General features: G+C 49.1%; 19 protein-coding genes. 17 read left to right on the top strand and 2 right to left on the bottom strand.

The features are described 5' to 3' along the window. The first annotated feature begins 6 nt into the window (after window positions 1-6). The 3 genes from LG211_RS01400 (at window position 7) to LG211_RS01410 (ending at window position 4,205) form a co-directional block, all read left to right on the top strand. Window positions 7-2,274 (top strand): excinuclease ABC subunit UvrA, encoded by a 2,268-nt coding sequence (locus LG211_RS01400; protein ID WP_269476905.1) that lies wholly within the window; start codon window positions 7-9, stop codon window positions 2,272-2,274. A gap of 369 nt (window positions 2,275-2,643) precedes the next feature. Next, entirely contained in the window at window positions 2,644-3,222 is a 579-nt protein-coding gene (locus tag LG211_RS01405; protein ID WP_253021152.1) for a sigma-70 family RNA polymerase sigma factor, read from the top strand. After that, window positions 3,219-4,205: a hypothetical protein gene (locus LG211_RS01410; RefSeq protein WP_253021153.1), complete on the top strand. Its 987-nt coding sequence runs from the start codon at window positions 3,219-3,221 to the stop codon at window positions 4,203-4,205. Before LG211_RS01405 ends, LG211_RS01410 begins: the two co-directional genes overlap by 4 nt. Before the next feature lie 199 nt (window positions 4,206-4,404). On the opposite strand, the gene LG211_RS01415 is transcribed toward LG211_RS01410, so the two are convergent. Then, window positions 4,405-5,559, bottom strand: a complete 1,155-nt coding sequence (locus LG211_RS01415) for an ATP-binding protein (RefSeq protein ID WP_269476906.1) — start codon at window positions 5,557-5,559, stop codon at window positions 4,405-4,407. 101 nt (window positions 5,560-5,660) lie between these two features. Beyond that, window positions 5,661-6,380, bottom strand: a complete 720-nt coding sequence (locus LG211_RS01420; protein ID WP_332108586.1) for a LytR/AlgR family response regulator transcription factor — start codon at window positions 6,378-6,380, stop codon at window positions 5,661-5,663. Window positions 6,381-6,583: 203 nt separating this feature from the next. On the opposite strand from LG211_RS01420, the gene LG211_RS01425 reads away from it, so the two are divergent. The 14 genes from LG211_RS01425 to LG211_RS01490 all read left to right on the top strand — a co-directional run bounded on the left by LG211_RS01425 (window position 6,584) and on the right by LG211_RS01490 (window position 20,359). Continuing rightward, window positions 6,584-7,330, top strand: a complete 747-nt coding sequence (locus LG211_RS01425; protein ID WP_148395596.1) for an ABC transporter ATP-binding protein — start codon at window positions 6,584-6,586, stop codon at window positions 7,328-7,330. Beyond that, window positions 7,327-9,438 carry an FtsX-like permease family protein gene (locus LG211_RS01430; protein WP_148395597.1) on the top strand — a complete coding sequence of 704 codons (2,112 nt, stop codon included), beginning with the start codon at window positions 7,327-7,329 and terminating at the stop codon, window positions 9,436-9,438. The genes LG211_RS01425 and LG211_RS01430 overlap by 4 nt, the downstream gene beginning before the upstream one ends. 883 nt (window positions 9,439-10,321) lie before the next feature. Then, complete coding sequence (argC, locus tag LG211_RS01435) at window positions 10,322-11,275, top strand: N-acetyl-gamma-glutamyl-phosphate reductase (protein WP_148395599.1); 954 nt, start codon at window positions 10,322-10,324, stop codon at window positions 11,273-11,275. A gap of 230 nt (window positions 11,276-11,505) precedes the next feature. Next, window positions 11,506-12,723, top strand: a complete 1,218-nt coding sequence (gene argJ / locus LG211_RS01440; protein WP_227754760.1) for a bifunctional glutamate N-acetyltransferase/amino-acid acetyltransferase ArgJ — start codon at window positions 11,506-11,508, stop codon at window positions 12,721-12,723. A gap of 12 nt (window positions 12,724-12,735) precedes the next feature. Next, window positions 12,736-13,632, top strand: a complete 897-nt coding sequence (gene argB, locus LG211_RS01445; RefSeq protein ID WP_148395601.1) for an acetylglutamate kinase — start codon at window positions 12,736-12,738, stop codon at window positions 13,630-13,632. After that, window positions 13,619-14,788: an aspartate aminotransferase family protein gene (locus LG211_RS01450; protein WP_227754759.1), complete on the top strand. Its 1,170-nt coding sequence runs from the start codon at window positions 13,619-13,621 to the stop codon at window positions 14,786-14,788. Before argB ends, LG211_RS01450 begins: the two co-directional genes overlap by 14 nt. 106 nt (window positions 14,789-14,894) lie before the next feature. Further along, window positions 14,895-15,665 (top strand): RNA polymerase sporulation sigma factor SigG, encoded by a 771-nt coding sequence (gene sigG / locus LG211_RS01455; RefSeq protein ID WP_148395603.1) that lies wholly within the window; start codon window positions 14,895-14,897, stop codon window positions 15,663-15,665. 67 nt (window positions 15,666-15,732) lie between these two features. Continuing rightward, a complete protein-coding gene (locus LG211_RS01460) occupies window positions 15,733-16,035 on the top strand; it encodes a hypothetical protein (protein ID WP_148395604.1) in 303 nt (100 codons plus the stop codon). 54 nt (window positions 16,036-16,089) lie between these two features. Beyond that, window positions 16,090-16,908: a tetratricopeptide repeat protein gene (locus tag LG211_RS01465; protein ID WP_227754758.1), complete on the top strand. Its 819-nt coding sequence runs from the start codon at window positions 16,090-16,092 to the stop codon at window positions 16,906-16,908. Window positions 16,909-16,953: 45 nt separating this feature from the next. Then, window positions 16,954-17,895, top strand: coding sequence for a DUF4037 domain-containing protein (locus LG211_RS01470; RefSeq protein ID WP_148395606.1), 942 nt, complete (start codon window positions 16,954-16,956; stop codon window positions 17,893-17,895). A gap of 51 nt (window positions 17,896-17,946) precedes the next feature. Then, entirely contained in the window at window positions 17,947-18,594 is a 648-nt protein-coding gene (locus LG211_RS01475) for a DUF4125 family protein (RefSeq protein ID WP_253021160.1), read from the top strand. A gap of 17 nt (window positions 18,595-18,611) precedes the next feature. Then, window positions 18,612-19,445: a MerR family transcriptional regulator gene (locus LG211_RS01480; protein ID WP_148395608.1), complete on the top strand. Its 834-nt coding sequence runs from the start codon at window positions 18,612-18,614 to the stop codon at window positions 19,443-19,445. A gap of 15 nt (window positions 19,446-19,460) precedes the next feature. Then, window positions 19,461-19,844 carry a BMC domain-containing protein gene (locus LG211_RS01485; RefSeq protein WP_148395609.1) on the top strand — a complete coding sequence of 128 codons (384 nt, stop codon included), beginning with the start codon at window positions 19,461-19,463 and terminating at the stop codon, window positions 19,842-19,844. Between the two features lie 5 nt (window positions 19,845-19,849). After that, window positions 19,850-20,359 (top strand): EutP/PduV family microcompartment system protein, encoded by a 510-nt coding sequence (locus LG211_RS01490; RefSeq protein WP_148395610.1) that lies wholly within the window; start codon window positions 19,850-19,852, stop codon window positions 20,357-20,359. Window positions 20,360-20,652 lie beyond the last annotated feature (293 nt).

The following is a 20,652-nucleotide window of genomic DNA, read 5'->3' on the forward strand; positions in this document are numbered from 1 at the left end:
AATCAGATGGCAGATATCGTTGTCCATGGGCTGACTCAGAACAATTTGAAGCATGTTACATTCAGTATTCCAAAGGAAAAAATCACGGTGTTTACCGGTGTGTCAGGCTCCGGCAAATCCAGCATTGTTTTTGATACCATCGCCGCCGAATCCCAGCGGCAGATGAATGCGACCTACCCGCCTTTCGTCCGGTCCAGGCTCCCCAAGTATCCCAAGCCTGCAGTGGAGCGTATCGATCATTTAACGCCGGCCGTGGTGGTGGACCAGTCTCCCCTGGGCGGGAATGCCCGATCTACAGTGGGAACCATCAGCGGGCTTTATGCCAGTCTGCGGCTGCTGTTTTCCAGAATTGGAAAGCCCTATGCAGGCACAGCCTCCCATTTTTCCTTCAATGACCCCAACGGCATGTGCAAAACTTGTTCCGGCCTTGGAAAGATCACAAAAGTGGATGTGGAAGCCATATTGGATTTGGACAAGTCCTGGAATGAGGGCTGTGTGCAGGATTCTCTGTACAGGCCGGGCTCTTGGTACTGGAAGCAGTATGCGCAGTCGGGCCTGTTCGACCTGGACAAGCCGATCAGAGCGTATTCCAGCGAGGAATACAACCTCCTTCTATACGGTTCCCGCGACGGTAAAGGTGAGCTGGAGAACCCAAAGGTGACCGGGCTGTACCACAAATACACAAAGACCCTATTAAACAGGGATATCAGCAATAAAAGCAGGCATACACAGGAGAAGTCTCAAAGCCTGGTTGTCGAAATGGAGTGTGCCGACTGCCATGGGAAACGGCTCAACGAGGCTGTTTTAAGCTGCAAAATAAACGACTGGTCCATTGCGGATATGTGCGCCATGGAGCTGACCCAGCTTCGTGATGTCCTATCACAGATTATGGACCAAACGGTAAAAGTCCTGGTGCAGACGATGATCGAGGGTCTGGATCGGATGATCGAGATCGGCCTGCCCTATCTTCATCTGAACCGAGAAACCCCGTCTCTCTCCGGAGGTGAGGCCCAGCGGCTCAAGCTGGTGCGTTACATGGGCAGCAGTCTGACTGGGATGACCTATATTTTTGACGAACCCAGCACAGGGATGCATCCTCGGGATGTCTACCGCATGAACAATCTGCTGCTTCAGCTGCGGGACAAGGGTAACACAGTCCTGGTGGTGGAGCACGATAAAGATGTGATTTCCATTGCGGACCATGTGATCGACGTGGGACCGGGGGCCGGACAGAACGGCGGGGAAATTGTGTTCGCCGGCAGCTGCGCAGAACTTCTCCAGGCCGACACTTTGACAGGGAAAGCCATGCTCCAGTCCCTGCCGGTAAAAGAGGAGCCCCGTCGTCCGCGAGGCAGCCTGCCGGTCCGGGATGCCTGCCTGCACAATCTAAAGCATGTAGATGTGGATATTCCGCTGGGGGTCATGACTGTGGTCACCGGCGTGGCCGGTTCGGGAAAAAGCACTTTGATCTCGCAAGTCTTTGCCAAACAGTATGAGAGCGACGTTGTGATGATCGATCAGGGCCCTATCACAGCGACAGGCCGGTCCACGCCCGCATCCTATCTGGGCTTTTTTGATGAGATTCGCAGGCTGATGGCCCGGGAAAGCGGCAAGCCCAGCAGCCTGTTCAGCTTCAATTCTGCCGGGGCCTGCCCGGTGTGCGGCGGCAAAGGCGTGATTGTTACCGAGCTGGCGTTCATGGATCCCATCGTGACTGAGTGTGAGGCTTGCGGCGGCGTTCGCTATAACCAGGAGGCCCTAGCCTGCACCTACAAGGGAAAAAACATCGTTGAACTGCTGAGCCTGACTGCATCTCAGGCGATGGAGGTATTTGAGGATGCTAAGATTAAGAAGCGGCTGAAAGTAATGGAGCAGGTGGGATTATCTTATCTTACCCTGGGCCAGCCGCTCAGTACCCTTTCCGGCGGCGAACGCCAGAGAATCAAGCTTGCAAAAAAACTGGGGAAGAAGGGGAGCATCATTGTGATGGACGAGCCGACAACCGGACTGCACATGTCCGATACGCAAAATCTGCTCAAGCTGTTCGACATGATCGTTTCCCGGGGCAACACGCTGGTGATCATCGAGCATAACCTGGATGTGATGAAGCAGGCAGACTGGATCATCGACATCGGACCTGACGGCGGAAACAACGGCGGCCAAGTCGTATTCACGGGAACCCCAATGGAAATGCTGCGCAGCGCGAAAACGCTGACAGCGGACAGTCTGCGGGCTTCCTTAACAGAAGAGAAAGCGGCTTCGCCTCACTGCTGACAGGTGGATCAGACCCTGGCGGGCACTCGTAAAGAGAGTTTATTTTCCAGATTATCATCTGACGCCGGAGTATCCCTATCCGGCTGCATATGAGTACGTTTTGGCATTATATAAATGTATATTAACATAATACCTTGTTGTAAGCGAAAAGACCAATCAAGAGAAACAGATACACCGCCAAAAAGGTGCAGAAGGGAGCATATCCATTAACATTTATCTGATGTGATATGCTCCCTTTTGCCTTTGATTTCTTTTTCAGCACCTGCACATTCTGTTATAATTTCATGAGATTGTTAGATTCTCCTGTTTTGTTTCGTAGTAATAAGTGATTAATCAAACAGGCCGGTCGGAAATTAGGAGGAAGTAATATTGGATATAAATCATGATAATTTTTTCGCTGAGCTCAGACGGAAAAACCCTGAATCCATCGAGTTTATTGTTCATGAATATGGCTCTTTGATCAAAAGTGTGATTTACAAATACCTGTACAGCGACAAAGAAGCGCTGGACGAATGCTTTAATGATATACTGCTTGCCATCTGGAATAATCCGGATAAATTCGATGATAAGAAAAGCAATTTCAAGAACTGGATTTGTGCAATCGCAAAATATCGGGCGATCGATGCGCTTCGCAGAGAAAAGAAACGCAGTGAACGTTTTGTCAGCATTGGAGATCAGCAGGATATCGATTGGCTGAATGGTTTTCATCCTTTTGATAGCGGCATGGATGGTATCGATGAGTCAACTGGCGAGCTTGAAAAGCTTTTGAGCTGTTTGTCTGAGGAAGATAAAGACCTGTTTTTTCGAAGATATATGGAAGATCAATCGATCGAGGAGATATCCCAAGCGAAAAACATGAAACCTGATCTTATATACTCTCGCATTTCACGGGGAAAGAAAAAAATCAAAAATCAAATGAAGTGCCAAAGCGGAGGTGTGATAAAATGAAGGATAACTACTCGCATATAAATTTTGACGCCTTTTTAACAGAAGAGGACCACATCCTGACAGAAGCTGAGAAAGAAGCTTATATTAAGAATTTCTACAAACGTGCAGCCCTGAGACAGAACGAAGGGCCAGGCCATAAACCTGCAATAGGACGATTCAGCCGCAAGTTCATAGTTCTGGCCGCAGCGCTGGTAATGATTTTGTCATTCGGTGCGGTTGCTTATGCAGCCGGTTGGTTTAATCTGGGAGTGATCAATACAAAGTATGACAAATATGAATTGACTGCAGTAGAGGATTCTGCACAGTATAAAGCTGCAAAAGAAATGATGGATTATTATAACAGTCTTTCTCAAGAGGAACTTATTGCGCTTGACAATGGAACGTTTGAGGATACTGGAACAACAGATGAAAAAGAAAAGTCGATCACGTTCAGAGCTCCTACGGAAAAAGAGAAGGCTGTACTCGAAAAATATGGACTTGAATTTGTACGGACTCACTATTATGTGAATTCGGCAAAGAAGGCATTAGATCAGGTTGGAATCGGAAATATCCTGGGGGAGTTTTGGGATATTAACGAGCTGAAATCAAAGGATGATAATGTGTATAATGATGGATATATCTATACGGATAAAGGAACCGTAACCATAATTGGCGGCGGTGAATCTCCTGAAGCTCCAATATATTGGGAATTGCATATGATTCCGAGAAATGTGTATCTTTCTCCATGGAGTGCTTTTACCTTTCCGGAAGAAAAGGAACGCCCTGAATATACGGAGTGGAACTTTACAACAATGGACGGATATCAGGTTAAAGCAAATTCTTATAAAAGCAACTCTGGCCGCAACTTCAAAGCTCTGATCATTACTGAGACGCATACGATAGAGCTGTTATATCAATTCACGCCAGAAAAGCAAAGCAGCGATTTATCAAATCAGGATTTTGAAAGCCTGATTGAAAAGTTGGATTTATCAAAGCTCTCCTAAGCAGCGAGGTTCTATTGTATAGAGTAAAGGGGTTGCCACATTCGTGAAAATGAATGCGACAGCCCTTTTTTCGATTCCATTTTGTGAACTATTGGGAAGAGGTAATGCATGGATAATCTGATAGAGATGTTTGGAAATCAAAGTGCTTTCAAAGGAACTGGCCTTTTGTAGAAAGTTAAAATCCAGAAACATGCAAGCGCTATCGATCCGCAACCTGTTCCTGATCCAAAGGCATATATAAAAACAGCTGAAATTCCCCGTTTTTGGTTTGTATGTCCATGCTTCCCTGATAACGGGTGACGACTTCCCGGATGCTTCTCAGCCCAAAGCCGTGTTTCTCTTTGTCTGCCTTGCTGGTATCCGGCAGGGCGTTTTCTCCGTCCGCCCGCGTTTCACCGGGAAGGGGGTTGATGACACTGACCGCGAAAATGCCTTTTTGCGCACGCAGCCTGAGGACAGTGCGGCGCTGGTTCTGCGGCAGCTTTTGGCACGCTTCTGCCGCATTATCCAGAGCATTGGCCAGCAGAGCGCAGATGTCCGCTTTTTCAAAGGGAAGAGGGCCTGGAATATCTGCTTTCACATCAAAGGAAATGTTTTTCTGCTCCATGAGGGCGGCTTTGGTGCTGAGTACCGCATTGACGGTTTGGTCGCCGCAATAATGAAGGGTCCCCTTTATGGCAGGACTTTCGATCAGCTTTGCCAAATAAGCGTCCTTTTCCTCATCTGGAAGGGAGGCCAAAGCCTGCAGATGATTGGACAGATCGTGGCGCAGCCTTCTGACCTCGAATTGCTGCTGTTCCATGGAGGCGTAATAGCGTTTGTTCATTTCCCCCACAATGCTGTCCCTTTCCAGGCGGCGTTGTTTAGCCAGCACGGTGATGGCCCACAGGAGCCCAACAAAGGAAAGGAAGGCGATGAAAAGACAGGCAAGAGGGGCATAGGAAAACGAAGGGGTCGATATATAAAAAGGACTGATGAGCAAAACCAGAGAGCAGGTGATGCCAAGGGGCGTAAGGGTTAAAAGAAGCAGCAGCTTCCAGAGCGCGGGGGACAGTTCATAGTCCTTTGGAGGAGCGGCGCGCCGCATGGCAAGATAAAGCAGGCACCAGAAGCAAAGCCGCAGGATAATGGAGGTCTTGAAGTGGACATCCGTTGTTTCATCCAGGAAGGCATTGAGTGCCAGAGCCGTGCTGGCAAACATAAGCCCAATGGTGAGCCGCTGTAGCAGCGGCCCTTTGCAGCAAAGAAGGACCGCGGCCATGAAAAAGAGAAGTGTAGGCGGCAGGTTGAAAGGATCGCCAAGAAAGATGACCATGGAAACCAAAACGAAATGTCCCAGATACAGGAGTGCCATCCGCCAAATCCCCCTGCCGGCTGGCAGCAGAAGACCGGAAGCTTTCATGGCAAGCCAAGCAGTGGGAAAAAGAAAGAAATTCATGGGGTGAGTCAGAAACATCAGAACGCACCTCCCAGCATGGCGCGGGCCAGTTTTTTGGAGGCTTCTTCTTTCAGTGCCCGGCTCATGGGAAGCTGGATTCCTGAGATGGTGACTGCGGATGCGGAAATATGTTCCACCGCGGAAGCATTTACCAGATAGCGCTGGTGGATTCGCACAAAATCGTTTCCCACCTTTGCCGCCACAAGGTCCAGTTTGTCGTAAAAGGTGTATTCTTTTTCAGCAGTAACCAGGTGAACGAGCCGTTTTTCGCTGTAAAAGTAGAGGATGTCCCTGCAGGCCAGCTTAAAGGTCCCGTCAATATTGTGAAAAGCAAAGAAGGCATCTGCCTGCTCCTGCTCCATGCGGCGGATCCGCTCCATCAGCTCACGGAGCCTTTCCGGGTCAGCGGGTTTGAGGATGTAATCCAGGGCCCCGGTGCGGTAGCCGTCAAAAACGTAGTCCGGGTAACCGGTGACGAAAACGATCATAAGCTTCCGGTTGAACTTGCGAATTTCCAGAGCTGTTTCCATGCCGCTCTGTTCTTTCATCTCCACATCTAAAAACAGCAGATCAATTTCTCCGGGGTGTTTGGCCAGCCAGCTTGCGGCTCGTTTCCCCGAATTGAATTCATACACAATGCTTTCCACTCCTTCATAAAGAATTTTTTCCAGCTGAAAGCGCAGGGCGTCTCTTGCCTTTGTTTCATCGTCGCACAAGGCGATTCTCAGCATATTCATTCCATCCTTCCCTCTATATTTTCTGAGTATGAGTATAGCACAAAGATGCTGAATTTTACATGAAAAGAACAAAACTTTGCAAAGCCTGCAAGGCAGATTCCAAAGATTACACCCAATCTGCAATCTATGACACGGCAGATTCTGCAGCTGTTTTTCTGTGGTAAGGTAAGGACATCAAAACAGAGAAAAAGGAGAGTTAGAATATGCTGCATGTAAAAGATTTGCGCAAGTCCTATATGGTGGGCCGGGAAACCTACCCGGTGCTGAAAGGGATCAATTTGTCCGTCGCTCAGGGAGAGTTCGTGGCCGTTATGGGGCCGTCGGGTTCGGGAAAGAGCACGCTGCTCAACTGTATTTCCTGCTATATTCCCTTTGATGAGGGAAAGATCGTCCTCGGCGGCCGGGAGCTGAAAAATCTCAGCGAGGAGGAGCTGGCGAAGGTGCGCAATGAAAAGCTGGGGTTCGTTTTTCAGGACTTCATGCTCCTAGACGGACTCAATATCCGGGAAAACATTTTGCTGCCCAGCATCATCAACGGCAATGTGGGGAAGAAGGAAGAGAAGCTGGCCGATGACCTTTTGAACATCTTTGGAATCGAGCATATCAAGGATAAATTTCCTGCCGACGTGTCGGGCGGGGAGCGGCAGAGGACCGCGGTGGCCCGGGCGCTGATCAACAATCCGCTGATGATCCTTGCCGATGAACCGACAGGAAACCTGGACAGCAAATCCAGCCGGGCGGTAATCGAATCTTTCCGGGAAGCGATCAACAAGCTGGATGCCACCATTTTGATGGTGACCCACGATAGTTTTTCCGCGTCCTTCTGCGACCGGGTGGTCTTGCTGCAGGATGGGACTGTTTATCGGAACATGGAAAAGGGCGAGAGCCGGGAAGCGTTCCACGATCAGCTGCTGCTTGCGATTAAGGAAATGAGCGGTGATACCAAATGATGACCATGAAAGCGATACAGAGAAAATTAAGAAAACACAACCGAAAACAATATTCCCTCTATGCTTTTTGCAATTTTATTTCCTTAATGCTGATCACGGCATATTCGGCGATGATGTTTTCACCCACTGTGCTGAGCGTGCTTCCGGAAGGGGGAGACAGCCGAAAACAGATGATCGCCATTTTTGTCCTGGCCTGTGTGGGCTGTGTGGTCTTTACCATTTATTCTGCAGGGCTGTTCTTTCGGAAAAAGTCCAAGGAAATCGGGATCATGATGGCTCTAGGAGCATCCAAGCAGCGGCTGGCCCCGGGAGTGATTTCAGAAACTGCCATTGTCAGCGGCCTTTCCGCACTGGCAGGGACAGTCTGTGGTATGCCCTTCGCGTGGCTGATCTGGCAGGCTTTCCGCCTGCTTGTGGTGGACAGCGCGGAAATGAAACTGACCTTTGACTTTTCCTGTCTGCTGCTTTCGGTCTTATTCATGGCGCTGGTCATCGGCGCGGCCATTATTTTGGGTATCCGCTATCTCAACCGGACCAATATCATGGACGTGGTTCACGAAGAACACAAGAATGAGCCGGTACGGCAGGTAGGGAGAAAGTGCGGCATTTTGGGGATCGTGATCCTGCTGATCGGCGCAGTTGTGGGATACAGCGCAAGCGGCATCTACAAACAACTCTTCCAGGCATATGCGCCTGAGTGGCTCAATGTTCTCTATGCGCCGGTGCTTTTGGGGCTTTATATGATCCTTCTCCATACTGTGGTCAATGGCTGGCGGCAGCGCAGGAGTCATTACAAGGGGATCATATCCAGGAGCATGATGAAGTTCCAGGGCCGGCAGACGGTCAACAATATGTTGGTAGTAACGGTTCTCATTGCAGGCGCCTGCTTCGGCGCGTTCTATCTTCCCATGATGGGCACCGGACAGATCCTCGAAACCAATTCCAGACCTTACGATTACGCCTTTTTTTATCCGCAGGGAAACCACTTTGCGGAACGGGAAAACATCGAAGCCATGGCGGAAAAGCGGGAATTGGCCATAAAGGATTATGAGAAGGCGGCCTACATTGCCCTGGGGATGGACGGCCAGGAAGAAGTGGAGGACGAAGGACAGAAGTTTCATATAGAGTATACAGAGTTTCTTTCGGAAGGGCGATTTTTTTCCGAAAGCGATTTTTCCAGGGTGACCGGGAAAAAAGCGGAGGTCCCGCGTGGGCAGTACATGACCGTCGGTGATAGTGAGGGCAATGCGCTCTACGCCAGAAAGGATACCGGTCTGCTGACCAATATGACGACGAAAAAGCAAATTGCGGTGGAGTATGGAGGCGTCGTGCCCTACGGGATACTCTACATCGGATCGGACCGTACTTACTATGTTCTGGACGACCGGGACTACGCAGCCATATCCAAAGGGCTTGCGGGCGAGTGGAAAGAGGGCGCAGCCTTTTTCAACATCAAAGGAGAGGACGATTACAGCTTTGCCAGAGAACTTTACCATGGGTTTATCGATTCTATGGATGAGGAAGAGCCGACAAACAGCGTTTATGACCGTGTCTATAAATACAGCCGCAATCAAAAAGGAGAGGTCTATTGGGGCGATACGGATGAAATGACCCGGCTGTCCTTCGATAATCCGGACTCCACAGAATTCCGCCAGTATTGGGCATATATGCCGAAAATCAGAATAATGGACCAAAACGATTATATGAAGACCTTTGCCGTATTCTTGATGATGTTCCTATTTATCGCGATCATCTGCATGTTGTCGGCTCTGGTGATCTGTTACACCCGGTGCATGACCATTGCCATCAATAATCGCTATGTTTTTGATGATTTGAAGCGCTTGGGCGCGTCCCCCAAGTTCCTGGGCAGAGAGCTGAGAAGCCAGGCCGGCAAGGTGTTTACGGTTCCGGCGATCGTGGGCATGTCCATGATGTATCTGCTCTATATAATGATCATGTATGCCAATGACGGCGGCTTTTCCAAAAGCGAAATCGCCGGACTGGGCGTGTGCCTGGGAGTGGAAGTTCTCTTCGGCCTGATTGTATTCGCGGTTTACCGTATTACCTGCGCCAAGATGCGTCATCAGCTGGGGATCGCGAAAGGTTAGGATAAGGGGCCGGAGCATCGAGGGGGCCGGAAGCTGCCGGGAGTCCTTCCTGGCTATTAGTGGATGTGTATTGTTTTTATACCTTGCAAGCCACGTCGCAGCAAGATTCAGTATTTTTTACCCCGCGGCAACGCCGACTTAATGGCCAAAAACACTTTTTTCGCCGATTCCTATTCGAAATGCCCTGATTTGGATGCAATGTCCGTAGAAAATCAGGGCATTTTGCTGTTTTCACAGCCTGCTGAGAGGATCAGCAGGATTGGTTTGCTTAACTCTTGCGCATACAAGCAACTTATATGCGGTTAGCCACATACAACAACCGGGATAACCTGGCCTGGAGCGCGATTTTCTATACACTTTGTCTGCCAAAAGGCCGGTTTCGAATAGAAATGGCGAAATTTTTTCCCTCGCCGGCATTTTAGCTTCTACATTTAAGTGAGACACCAGCCCCGGACACATGGACGTGCAGAAAAAAAGGCGGCGATCCCAAATACGTATATAAATTGAATAAACCCAAAACAAAGTTGCGGCGAATCATAATACTTTGTTGCGGCGGCGGCAAATAAGGGAAACTATTTTAGATAAATCGCCCAAAAACCCACAATTAAATTTGTGATTTATTCACAAATAAAAGTCCGAAACGTTGAGATATAGCGTATATACATACAAATTCGAATAAATATACATCCAACATAATAATAATGCCAAAAAACTATTGATTTTTACACAGGAAAGGTTTATTATAGGATGTATATTTTTTATTTTGCCGGAAATATCATAAGCAATATTTTCGGAGTACCAACAAAGCCTGCTTCCTTTAAGAATAGAGCGGAGCCGACTTTGTTCATCGGATAAAGCATGTAAGACGACGAGGAGAATAGGGATGAAACAAAGCTACAAAATATTCATTGACGGCGGAGAAGGAACCACTGGCCTGAAAATCCACGAAAGGTTTGCCGGCCGCCAGGATTTGGAACTTTTACATATTGATGAAGAAAAACGCAAAGATCCCCAGGAGCGAAAGAAGCTGATCAACCAATCGGACATTACCTTCCTCTGTCTGCCCGACGCGGCGGCCAGAGAAGCCGTGGCGCTGGTGGAAAACAACCGCACCAGGATTATCGATGCTTCCACCGCCCACAGAACGGACCCCGACTGGGCATACGGATTCCCGGAACTTTCTGAAGATCATCGCCGGCGCATTGAAACAGCAAAAAGGGTCGCTGTACCCGGCTGCTATGCCAGCGGCTTTATCGCCTGCGTGTATCCTCTGGTCAAGGCCGGGATTCTGCCGACGGATTACCCGCTCACCTGCCATGGAGTGTCTGGCTACAGCGGCGCCGGAAAAAAGATGATCGCAGTCATGGAGAGCGATGAAAAACCGGAGGCGTGCTATTCGCCCCGCCAATACGCCCTCAGTCAAACCCACAAACACTTGCCGGAAATGCAGAAGATTTGCGGTTTGGAATACAGGCCCATGTTCAACCCCATTGTGGACGACTACTACAGCGGCATGGTGGTATCGGTTCCCCTCCATACCAGATGCCTGACAAAGCCCTTTACGCTGGAGCAAATCCATGAGACAATGGCAGTCCATTACCAAGGATGCAAGTTTGTCAAAGTCAGAGAGCCGGGCGGCGGCAAGACACTGGAGGACGGATTTCTGCCGGCCAATACATTAGCCGGGACCAACCTGATGGAGATCTTTGTCTGCGGAAATGATGACCAGGTACTGGTAGCCTCCCGTCTGGACAATTTGGGAAAAGGAGCCTCCGGCGCTGCGGTTCAGTGCATGAACATTATGATCGGACTGGATGAAACGACCGGTTTACTATAAAAAAGTTTCCATCGGAACCGTTTTTCATAAGGTAAACTTTTTTGAAATACAGGAAATGCCACGCAATTGATATTTCCTGTATTATAAAAAACGTGTGCATGACGGAATCAAAGATGATTCCTACGCACACATGTCGCTGACAAGCAGCGACGCTTCGCAAGGTACGTTCTTTGAAGTATAGGATAGTTCCTATACTATAAACAACTCATGGATAAAAGGAAGGAGAATACATGCAATACATAGATGGAGGGGTGTGCGCACCGAAAGGATTTCAGGCCGCAGGTGTACATTGCGGAATCAGAAGCAAGAATACGGATAAGAAAGATTTAGCGCTGATCGTCAGCGATGAACTGTGCACGGCAGCAGCAGTCTATACCCAGAACAAAGTAAAGGGAGCACCGATTGCAGTCACCAGGGAGCATCTGAAAGATGGCAAAGCAAAAGCTGTGATCTGCAACAGCGGAAACGCCAATACCTGTGCTCCAAACGGCGTGGAAATCGCAAAAAAAACCTGCGATTTAGCGGCGGAGCACATAGGTATCAAGGCTGAAAATATTATCGTTTGCTCCACTGGGGTCATCGGCGAAGAGCTGATCATGGAGCCCTTTGAAAAAGGGATGAAGCCTTTGGTAAAAGCCCTCAGTTATGAAGGCGGAACCCTGGCAGCAGAGGCGATTATGACCACGGATACCGTTTCCAAGGAGTGCGCTGTGGAGTTTGAACTGGGCGGGAAAACCTGCCGCATCGGAGCAACCGCAAAGGGCAGCGGCATGATCAACCCTAACATGGCGACCATGCTTTCCTTCATCACAACCGACGCGGCTATTTCCAGCAGCATGCTTCAGCAAGCCCTTTCCCAGGATATAAAAGACAGTTACAATCAAATCAGCGTTGACGGCGATACTTCCACCAATGACACGGTAGCGATTATGGCTAATGGACTCTGCGGCAACCCGGAAATCAAGGAAGACGGAGAGGCCTTCAAGCAGTTCTGCAAGGCTCTGGCCATGGTCACAAAGGTACTGGCCAAAAAGCTGGCCGCCGACGGTGAAGGAGCCACCAAGCTGATCGAATGTCAGGTGACGGGAGCCCCGGACAAAGAAACTGCCAGGAGCCTTTCAAAATCCGTCATCAGCTCGGACCTGCTCAAATCGGCTATGTTCGGAGAAGATGCCAACTGGGGCCGGGTTCTCTGCGCCATTGGCTACGCGCCGGCGGATTTCAGCGCCGACGATATTACCGTAGAGATGAGCTCGAAGAAAGGCAGCATCAAGGTTTGTGAGCATTCCGCCCTGTATCCCCACAGCGAAGAAAAAGCGGCGGAGATCCTGTCGGAAACGGAAATTAAAATAGATGTTAATCTCAATCAGGGACAAGAACAAGCCGCAGCATGGGGCTGTGATTTGACCTATGATTATGTTAAAATAAACGGAGACTACCGTTCTTAGAGGAGGGCCAAAGTGGTAAGTCAGAAATATTTGGATAAAGCAGAGGTATTGATCGAGGCGCTGCCATATATACAGCGTTTTAACCGGAAAATCATCGTTATTAAATACGGCGGCAGCGCTATGCTGGACCAGGAACTGAAGAAAAAAGTCATCGAAGATGTGGTGCTGCTCAAACTGGTCGGCTTCAAACCGATCATCGTCCACGGAGGCGGCAAAGAAATCAGCAGATGGGTCGGAAAAGTGGGCATGGAACCGCAGTTTATCAACGGACTTCGTGTCACTGACGAGGATACGATGGAGCTGGTGGAAATGGTTCTTGCCAAGGTCAACAAGGAACTGGTGAGCCTGGTTCAATCCCTGGGCGTCAAGGCAGTAGGGATCAGCGGCAAGGACGGCGGCCTGCTCAATGTGACCAGAAAAACCTCCGATGGCCAGGATATCGGCTATGTGGGAGAGATCAAAGAGGTCAACGCTAAAGTCCTCCACGATCTGCTGGAAAAGGATTTTCTGCCCATCGTATTTCCAGTGGGCATGGATGATGATTTTCAGACATACAATATCAATGCCGACGATGCAGCCTGCGCCATCGCCAAGGAAGTCAGCGCTGAAAAGCTGGCATTTCTAACGGACATCGACGGCGTTTACAAGGACCCCAGCGATTCAAAGACTTTGATTGCCGAGCTCTATGTAAATGAGGCGGAAAAACTCATCGAGGACGGATATATCGGGGGCGGCATGCTGCCCAAACTGAAAAATTGTATCGATGCCATCCGCCAGGGGGTTTCAAGAGTGCATATCTTAGATGGGCGTATCCCGCACAGCATGCTCTTGGAAATCTTTACCGACCGGGGCGCCGGTACGGCGATTTTGTGTGAAAGAGAGGCGAAATATTACAATGAAGAAGATTGATATAAAGACAACGGATCAGGAAAAGATCGTTGGCACTTATGCCCGATACGATATGGTGGCGGATCACGGAAAAGGCGCGGTCTGCGTGGATGAAGAAGGAAAAGAATACATCGATTTTACAGCGGGAATCGGCGTCAATTCGCTGGGATTCTGCGACGATGGATGGGTCAGGGCGGTGACAAAGCAGCTGAAGAAATTACAGCATGTGTCCAACCTGTTCTACACTGAGCCCCAGACTCGGGTGGCGGAGATACTGACTGCCCGCACCGGACTTTGCAAAGTTTTTTTCTCCAATTCCGGAGCAGAGGCTAATGAAGTGGCCATTAAAGCGGCAAGAAAGTACAGCAATAATAAATACGGCAATGATATTAATTGGATCACAACCCTGGAAAACTCCTTTCACGGTCGCACCATGGCGGCCATTACGGCTACCGGACAGGAAAATTACCATAAGGATTTTTACCCGTTCCTGGGCAACTTCTCCTACTGCAAACCGGATGATATCGACGATCTGCATAAATCCATCAACGATAAAACCTGCGCTATCATGCTGGAAGTGGTTCAGGGAGAAGGCGGCGTGGTCAACTTGAACAAGGAATTCCTTCAGGAAGTGGAATCCCTCTGCCGCCAGAAGGATATGCTTTTGATCGTGGATGAAGTACAGACAGGAATTGGAAGGACCGGCACCTTGTTTGCTTATGAACAGTACGGCATAAAACCGGATATCGTAACCTTTGCCAAAGGCATCGGCGGCGGCCTGCCCATCGGCGGCGCTTTGTTCGGCGAAAAGGTCTGCGATGTGCTGGGACCGGGAAGCCACGGCACGACCTACGGAGGCAATCCGGTAGCATGCGCCGGGGCGCTGGAAGTGCTGGACCGCATGGATGATGCCTTTCTCAAAGGAGTTGCGGAAAAAGGCGAATATATGAAAAAAAAGTTGAATGCCATCCCCGCGGTCGTCTCCATATCGGGGCTGGGATTGATGCTTGGTGTCGAGATCAAGGGGAAAGAAGCGAAAACCGCGGTTGCTGAAGCCCTGAAAAAAGGCTTGATGAGCCTGACGGCCAAAGATAAAATCAGGCTTTTGCCGCCTCTTACCATCACTTACGAGGAAATAGACAAAGGTCTAAAAATCTTGGAAGATGTCTTAAAATAGTTTTCAGCCAAACAGAATAAAACCGCCTTAGTTTGCGCATAAATAAGGTATGCAGGATGAGCACCAAATGCTTTAGGGGAGCAAAGAGGATGCGAGGACCTTATTTATGGCTAACAAGGTTGAAATTTGTGGTGTCAACACGGCGAAACTGCCGCGCTACAAAGACAAAGAGATGATGGAAATGATCGAAAAGGTCAAGGCTGGAGATGAAGAGGTAAGGGAAGAATTTATAAAAGGGAATCTGCGTCTTGTACTTTCTGTGATCCAGAGGTTCAACAACCGGGGAGAAAACCCGGACGATCTGTTTCAGGTGGGATGCATTGGACTGATCAAAGCTCTGGATAATTTTGATACTTCCCACGGAGTCAAATTCAGCACCTATGCGGTGCCGATGATTATCGGAGAAGTGAGACGGTACTTGAGAGATAACAATAGCATCCGGGTATCCAGATCCCTGCGCGACACGGCGTACAAGGCGCTGCAGGCCAAGGAAAAATTGTCCAGGGAGCTGCAGCGGGAGCCCAATGTGACGGAGATCGCCAAGGAGCTGGAAATGAAACGGGAAGATGTGGTGCTGGCTCTGGACTCGATCCAGGACCCGATTTCACTTTTCGAACCGGTCTTTCATGATAATGGCGATGCGGTCTACGTGATGGACCAGGTCAAGGACATGAAAAATACCGATGCAAAATGGATTGAAAATATTTCTCTGTCCGAAGCGATGAAAAAGCTTTCCCCCAGGGAACGGAACATTCTAACCATGCGGTTTTTTGAAGGAAAGACCCAGATGGAGGTGGCGGAAGAAATTTCAATTAGCCAGGCGCAAGTGTCCAGGCTGGAAAAGAACGCATTGAAGTACATGCGGAAATATGTGTAGAACATACCTTGCAAAGCGCCGCCCCCCTGCGGGGCGGAAAGTGTGCATAGGAGGTTTGGCCTCCATTATGCACACTTTTTTTATTCTAGGAAAGATCCATCCTACCGCCCGTGTAAAAGCGCATTTGCCTTGCCTTACACTAATTTTTGGTTTCCCCAAAATTAGTGTAACTTTCCAAGGTTTTCAGGGGTCAAATTGTGTCAAAATCCTTGAAAATTCATATTTGGGGAGATTTCAAGCCCGCAAACCCACAAAATTTACACTGTTTTTAATGAAAAACGATCGCTTTCATTATGGTAAACCAAAAAGTTCCCCTACTGCCGGACGCGCCCGCGCTGACAAACCAAAAACCCCAGGCCGCCCCTCTTGACTTACGGTGGACAAAAGGTCTATACTAAGAAAACAATTTCAGGAGGGATTTTCGATGGACGACAGAGTAAATTTACAAGAATTTTACAACGGGCTGGACATCATGTTCGAGAAAAAGAACAGTCTGGAAACAAAGCGTTATTTGGAAAGCTGGCTCAATGCAGCAGAAGAAAAAAACGACCTTTCCGGGATGACAGCGGTGGCCAACGAACTGGGCGGCCTGTGCAGAGCTGCCGGGGAGCTGGACCGGGCCAGGGAGCTTTACAAAAATGTTTTAAACAATCTGGAGCGGATGGGCCTTTCCTCTACCGAGCATTATGCGACGGCGCTCATCAATACTGGAGATGTACATATCAATGCCAGAGAGTACCCGCAGGCGCTGCAGCTGTTTTTGCAGGCAGAGCAGATTCTGCAGGACTGCGGACTGGGCGGAGACTACCGAATGGCGGCTTTGTGCAACAACATCAGCGCCATTTACCGGGAGCTGGGGGAATATGCAAAAGCAGAACAAGCCTTGGACACCGCATTTCGCATTATCAAGGGGCTTCCCCAATTTAAAGGGGAGCTGGCCACGACCTACGTGAACCTGGCCGAATTGCAGATCCGCCAAAACAAACTGGAAATGGCCAAAGAGAGCCTTTTCGCTGCCTTGAAAATCTATGAGGAAAACACCGGAGGCAAAGACGTCCACTATTCCGCGGCCAACGCCAGCCTGGGGGAGGTCTTTTACTGCGAGAAAAATTATCTTCTGGCGGAAAAATATTATGCAAAGGCGCTGGAACTGATCGAACGGGATTTTGGGAAAACACCTTACTACGAGCTGATAGCCCGCAACCTTCAGCGGGTACGGGAAAACTTGCAGCAGCCCCGTTAACAGTCATACTTGCAGGCAGATGAAAAACGAAAGGAACGGAGATTTATGAAAGGAATGGAACTTTCCAAAGCATATTTTGAGGAATACGGAAAACCGATGATCGAGAGCCAGTTTTTTCCATATAAAGAACAGATGGCAGCAGGTCTGGTGGGAGAAGGCTCCGAGTGTTTCGGCTATGACGACGAATTTTCCCAGGACCATGATTTCGGACCGGGTTTTTGCATCTGGCTGCCCGATCCGATCTACCGGCAGATGGGAGCACAGCTCCAGCAGGCCTATGACGCTCTGCCCAAAGAATACCGGGGTATGAGGCGTATTCAGTCGGCCCAGGGGGGCGGCCGGGTAGGCGTGTTCTCCATTGAAAGCTTTTACAGAAAATACACCGGGCTGTCTGGAGCGCCCAAGGACAATCTGGAATGGTTTCGAATACCGGAGCGTTTTTTAGCCACAGCCACCAACGGGCAGGTTTTCTTCGACCAGCCGGGAACTTTTTCACAAATTCGCAGCACGCTGAAAGGCTTTTACCCTGAGGATGTACTTAAGAAAAAGCTGGCCGCCAGAACGGTCATCATGGCCCAATCCGGTCAGTACAACTACCCCAGATGCATGAAACGGGGAGAACTCCACGCTGCCTATCTGGCCTGCGGCGAATTCGCGCGGGCGGCTCTGTCAGTGATCTATCTTTTGAACGAACAATACATGCCCTTTTATAAATGGGCCTTTCGCGGGGCGCAGGATCTGCGCATTCTGCAAAATGCCCTCCACGATCTGAAAGAGCTGGTGATGCTTAATGATGCCACAGAGCACCGCGGTAAAAAGGAATGGCTGATCGAAAACATCTGCATTGAGACGGGGCGGGAACTCAACAAACGGGGCTTTACCCGCACCACTGACAGCTTTTTGCAGAGCCACGGGCAGGAACTAATGTCTGGCATCCGTGACACCCGTTTGAAAAATCTCCATATCATGGCGGATTGCGAATTGTGAACGAACGGTTATCGGGCCTGGCCCGGAGGACATTCAAGTTAGGAGGAAGGCATGAGAGAAGAAATAAAACGAAAAAACGGTCAAAAGGATGATTTAATCAACAGCATCATCGAAGCCGAGTGGAGGATGTTCGATCAAGTCCAAAATCAGGGAGGCCGGGCCGGCTGCCAGGACGACGAATGGACTTTTTATGCCATGCGGTACAGCCTGCATAGCGCCTTGGACATGGATACACTGAAAAGCTACCGGCAGGACTTGCAGGAGGCGGACAGAGACGGACGCAACCTGCTGACAGAAAAATACGCTTATATGATGGAATTCACCGATCCGGCCTATTTTGACCATCGATTGAAGGAGCATTTGCCGCCCATTTCACCGGAAAAGGCCGATCTGGTGGACCGGATCGCCAATTTGCTGATCCGCTGTGAACAAGAGTTTGAAGCCGCCTATCCGGTTTTTGCAAAAGCGGGGAGGCCACTTACGGGAACCGATGGGAGCAATGTGTCCTTTCATGTGTATACTATCGGAGAACTAAAAACTTACTCCCAGCGGACCCTGCAGTTTTATCTGGAGGCTGTCCGCAGCGCGTGCGAAAGGAAGGAAAACGTATCCTTTCAAATCCACAAAACCACTGCGGAATTTTATGGATACAAAAGCCTGGAAGAAGCAGAAGCAAGCCTGAGAAGCAAAAGCCGTTAAGAATCTAGGAGGAAGGAATGTCTACAAAAGAACAGGAGTATTATTCCATCGGAGAAGTGAGTAAAATCTGCAACATTTCAAAAAAAGCGCTGCGCTTTTATGATAAAATCGGCATCATCTCCCCGGATAAAATTTCTGAGGAAAACAATTACCGATTTTACAGCAAAGAGACGCTGCTTTCGGTGCCGGTTATTAAATATTTCAAACAAATGGGATTTAAGCTGGAAGAGATGCGGGACTTTCTGGAGGGAAGTTCCTATCAGGCCCATGAGAAGGGATTCCGCGCAAAAATCGACGAATTGAAGTTGATGGAGGAAGAAATCCATATCGCCTATACTTCCGTGCGGGACTGGTACGATCTGGTTTTGGAAGCGGAAAGCGTTATCGAAAACGATGTTACAGAAGTCTCCATCAAATACCAGGATCCCATGACCACCTGCTACTTGGAGCAGGAGTTCAGCTATAATTATATGCAATCCGTCATCAATATTGAATGGACCAACTATTTGGAAGAAATTGACCGGGCCATAACCGGTCCAGTGATTCACTGGTTTCCCAATTACCGGGAAAAGATGGCCGAAGAGCGGACCAGGGTCCGCATCCTGCAGAAGATCATTACTGACTGCGGTGACAATCCCACCATGACTCTGGGAGGGCACATGGCGGCTTCCTGCTACCATATCGGTCCCCACGAGACAATAAACGATACATATGAGAAAATCTTTAAATGGGCCAATGCCCACGGGTACCAGTGCGCCGAGGATTCCATCGAGCGATATGTGACCGATTACTGGACCATTCGCAATGCGGAAGAATTCGTCACAGAAGTATTGATTAAAGTGACAAGATAGGCAGAGGAGGAAAAAATGGACATAAAAGATTTACTGCCCCAGGACGCGGAGGGCAGACTGCGGATCATACAAGAACTGGTCCCAGGAAAACAGATTACGCTGGCCCATGTGATCGGAGGGCCCAGACCCATTGTATATAAAAAATTAGGATTGAATCCGGAGGTGGATTTTGCCAATTCAGCCATCGGTATTCTCAACATGAGTCCGCCCGAGTCGGCGGTCATTGCCAGTGATATTTCCATCAAGGCCGGCGACGTTTATCTGGGATTTGTGGACCGGTTCAGCGGCACCCTGATTATTACCGGACGCCTGTCAGAGGTGGACACGGCCATCAATGAAATCGTGACTTACTTTCGGGACGATCTGGGCTATGCGGTCTGCGACATTACCAGAAGGTAATCCTTATGCGAAAGATTATTTTTATCGGACGCAGTGAAGCGGGTAAAACGACCCTTACACAGGCTTTGAAGGGAGAAACCATCACCTATCAAAAGACCCAGTATGTCAACAATTACGACGTGATCATCGACACGCCGGGGGAATATGCGGAAACAAAGACGTTAGGCGGCGCTCTGGCCGTCTACTCTTACGAAGCGGATGTAGTGGGACTGCTGCTCAGTTCTATTGAGCCATTTTCTCTGTATCCGCCTAATGTATGCTCCATTTGCAACCGGGAGGTGGTGGGCATCGTCACTAAGATTGAACATCCTATGGGAAGTCCCAAGCAGGCCGCCCAGTGGCTGCGCCTGGCGGGATGTGAAAAAATTTTCTTTGTCAGTGCCTACACAGGAGAAGGAATCGCGGAGCTTTTGGAGTACTTGAAGGAAGAGGGCGATGTCCTCCCCTGGGAAGAGGCCAAAGAGCAGGATGAACGTTTGTGGCAAAAAAAGGGTTCCCTTAAGGGGAATGTTTGATTTGAAAAAAATAAAGCAAAAGTTGCGGGAGCATCAAAAACGAAAAAAGAACAGGGCTGCAGCGGAATCGGACCGCCGCAGCCCTGTTCTTTTTTGGTCGGGAGCATTTATACGACGAATTTTATTAGAAAATTCAGACGATTTTTAAAAGCAAATAATTGAGTCCAAAAAACACTTTTTTGCTTTCATTCCACAATAATCTTGAACTAAAATGCTCTAATATAACAAAAAAATTTGCTATTGACATTCCTCTATAGAGTATGGGATATACTTTGAGCTGAAAGAAAGGGGTA

The organism is Hominibacterium faecale (genome assembly GCF_020734085.1).
Classification (GTDB): domain Bacteria; phylum Bacillota; class Clostridia; order Peptostreptococcales; family Anaerovoracaceae; genus Hominibacterium; species Hominibacterium faecale.

What these genes read in the sequence shown, in the direction of transcription:
- LG211_RS01400 (WP_269476905.1), top strand. Translation starts at nt 7, where the DNA reads ATGGCAGATATCGTTGTCCATGGGCTGACTCAGAACAATTTGAAGCAT.
- LG211_RS01410 (WP_253021153.1), top strand. Translation starts at nt 3,219, where the DNA reads ATGAAGGATAACTACTCGCATATAAATTTTGACGCCTTTTTAACAGAA.
- LG211_RS01415 (WP_269476906.1), bottom strand. Translation starts at nt 5,559, where the DNA reads ATGGCACTCCTGTATCTGGGACATTTCGTTTTGGTTTCCATGGTCATC.
- LG211_RS01420 (WP_332108586.1), bottom strand. Translation starts at nt 6,380, where the DNA reads ATGAATATGCTGAGAATCGCCTTGTGCGACGATGAAACAAAGGCAAGA.
- LG211_RS01425 (WP_148395596.1), top strand. Translation starts at nt 6,584, where the DNA reads ATGCTGCATGTAAAAGATTTGCGCAAGTCCTATATGGTGGGCCGGGAA.
- LG211_RS01430 (WP_148395597.1), top strand. Translation starts at nt 7,327, where the DNA reads ATGATGACCATGAAAGCGATACAGAGAAAATTAAGAAAACACAACCGA.
- argC (WP_148395599.1), top strand. Translation starts at nt 10,322, where the DNA reads ATGAAACAAAGCTACAAAATATTCATTGACGGCGGAGAAGGAACCACT.
- argJ (WP_227754760.1), top strand. Translation starts at nt 11,506, where the DNA reads ATGCAATACATAGATGGAGGGGTGTGCGCACCGAAAGGATTTCAGGCC.
- LG211_RS01450 (WP_227754759.1), top strand. Translation starts at nt 13,619, where the DNA reads ATGAAGAAGATTGATATAAAGACAACGGATCAGGAAAAGATCGTTGGC.
- sigG (WP_148395603.1), top strand. Translation starts at nt 14,895, where the DNA reads ATGGCTAACAAGGTTGAAATTTGTGGTGTCAACACGGCGAAACTGCCG.
- LG211_RS01460 (WP_148395604.1), top strand. Translation starts at nt 15,733, where the DNA reads ATGCACACTTTTTTTATTCTAGGAAAGATCCATCCTACCGCCCGTGTA.
- LG211_RS01465 (WP_227754758.1), top strand. Translation starts at nt 16,090, where the DNA reads ATGGACGACAGAGTAAATTTACAAGAATTTTACAACGGGCTGGACATC.
- LG211_RS01470 (WP_148395606.1), top strand. Translation starts at nt 16,954, where the DNA reads ATGAAAGGAATGGAACTTTCCAAAGCATATTTTGAGGAATACGGAAAA.
- LG211_RS01475 (WP_253021160.1), top strand. Translation starts at nt 17,947, where the DNA reads ATGAGAGAAGAAATAAAACGAAAAAACGGTCAAAAGGATGATTTAATC.
- LG211_RS01480 (WP_148395608.1), top strand. Translation starts at nt 18,612, where the DNA reads ATGTCTACAAAAGAACAGGAGTATTATTCCATCGGAGAAGTGAGTAAA.
- LG211_RS01485 (WP_148395609.1), top strand. Translation starts at nt 19,461, where the DNA reads ATGGACATAAAAGATTTACTGCCCCAGGACGCGGAGGGCAGACTGCGG.
- LG211_RS01490 (WP_148395610.1), top strand. Translation starts at nt 19,850, where the DNA reads ATGCGAAAGATTATTTTTATCGGACGCAGTGAAGCGGGTAAAACGACC.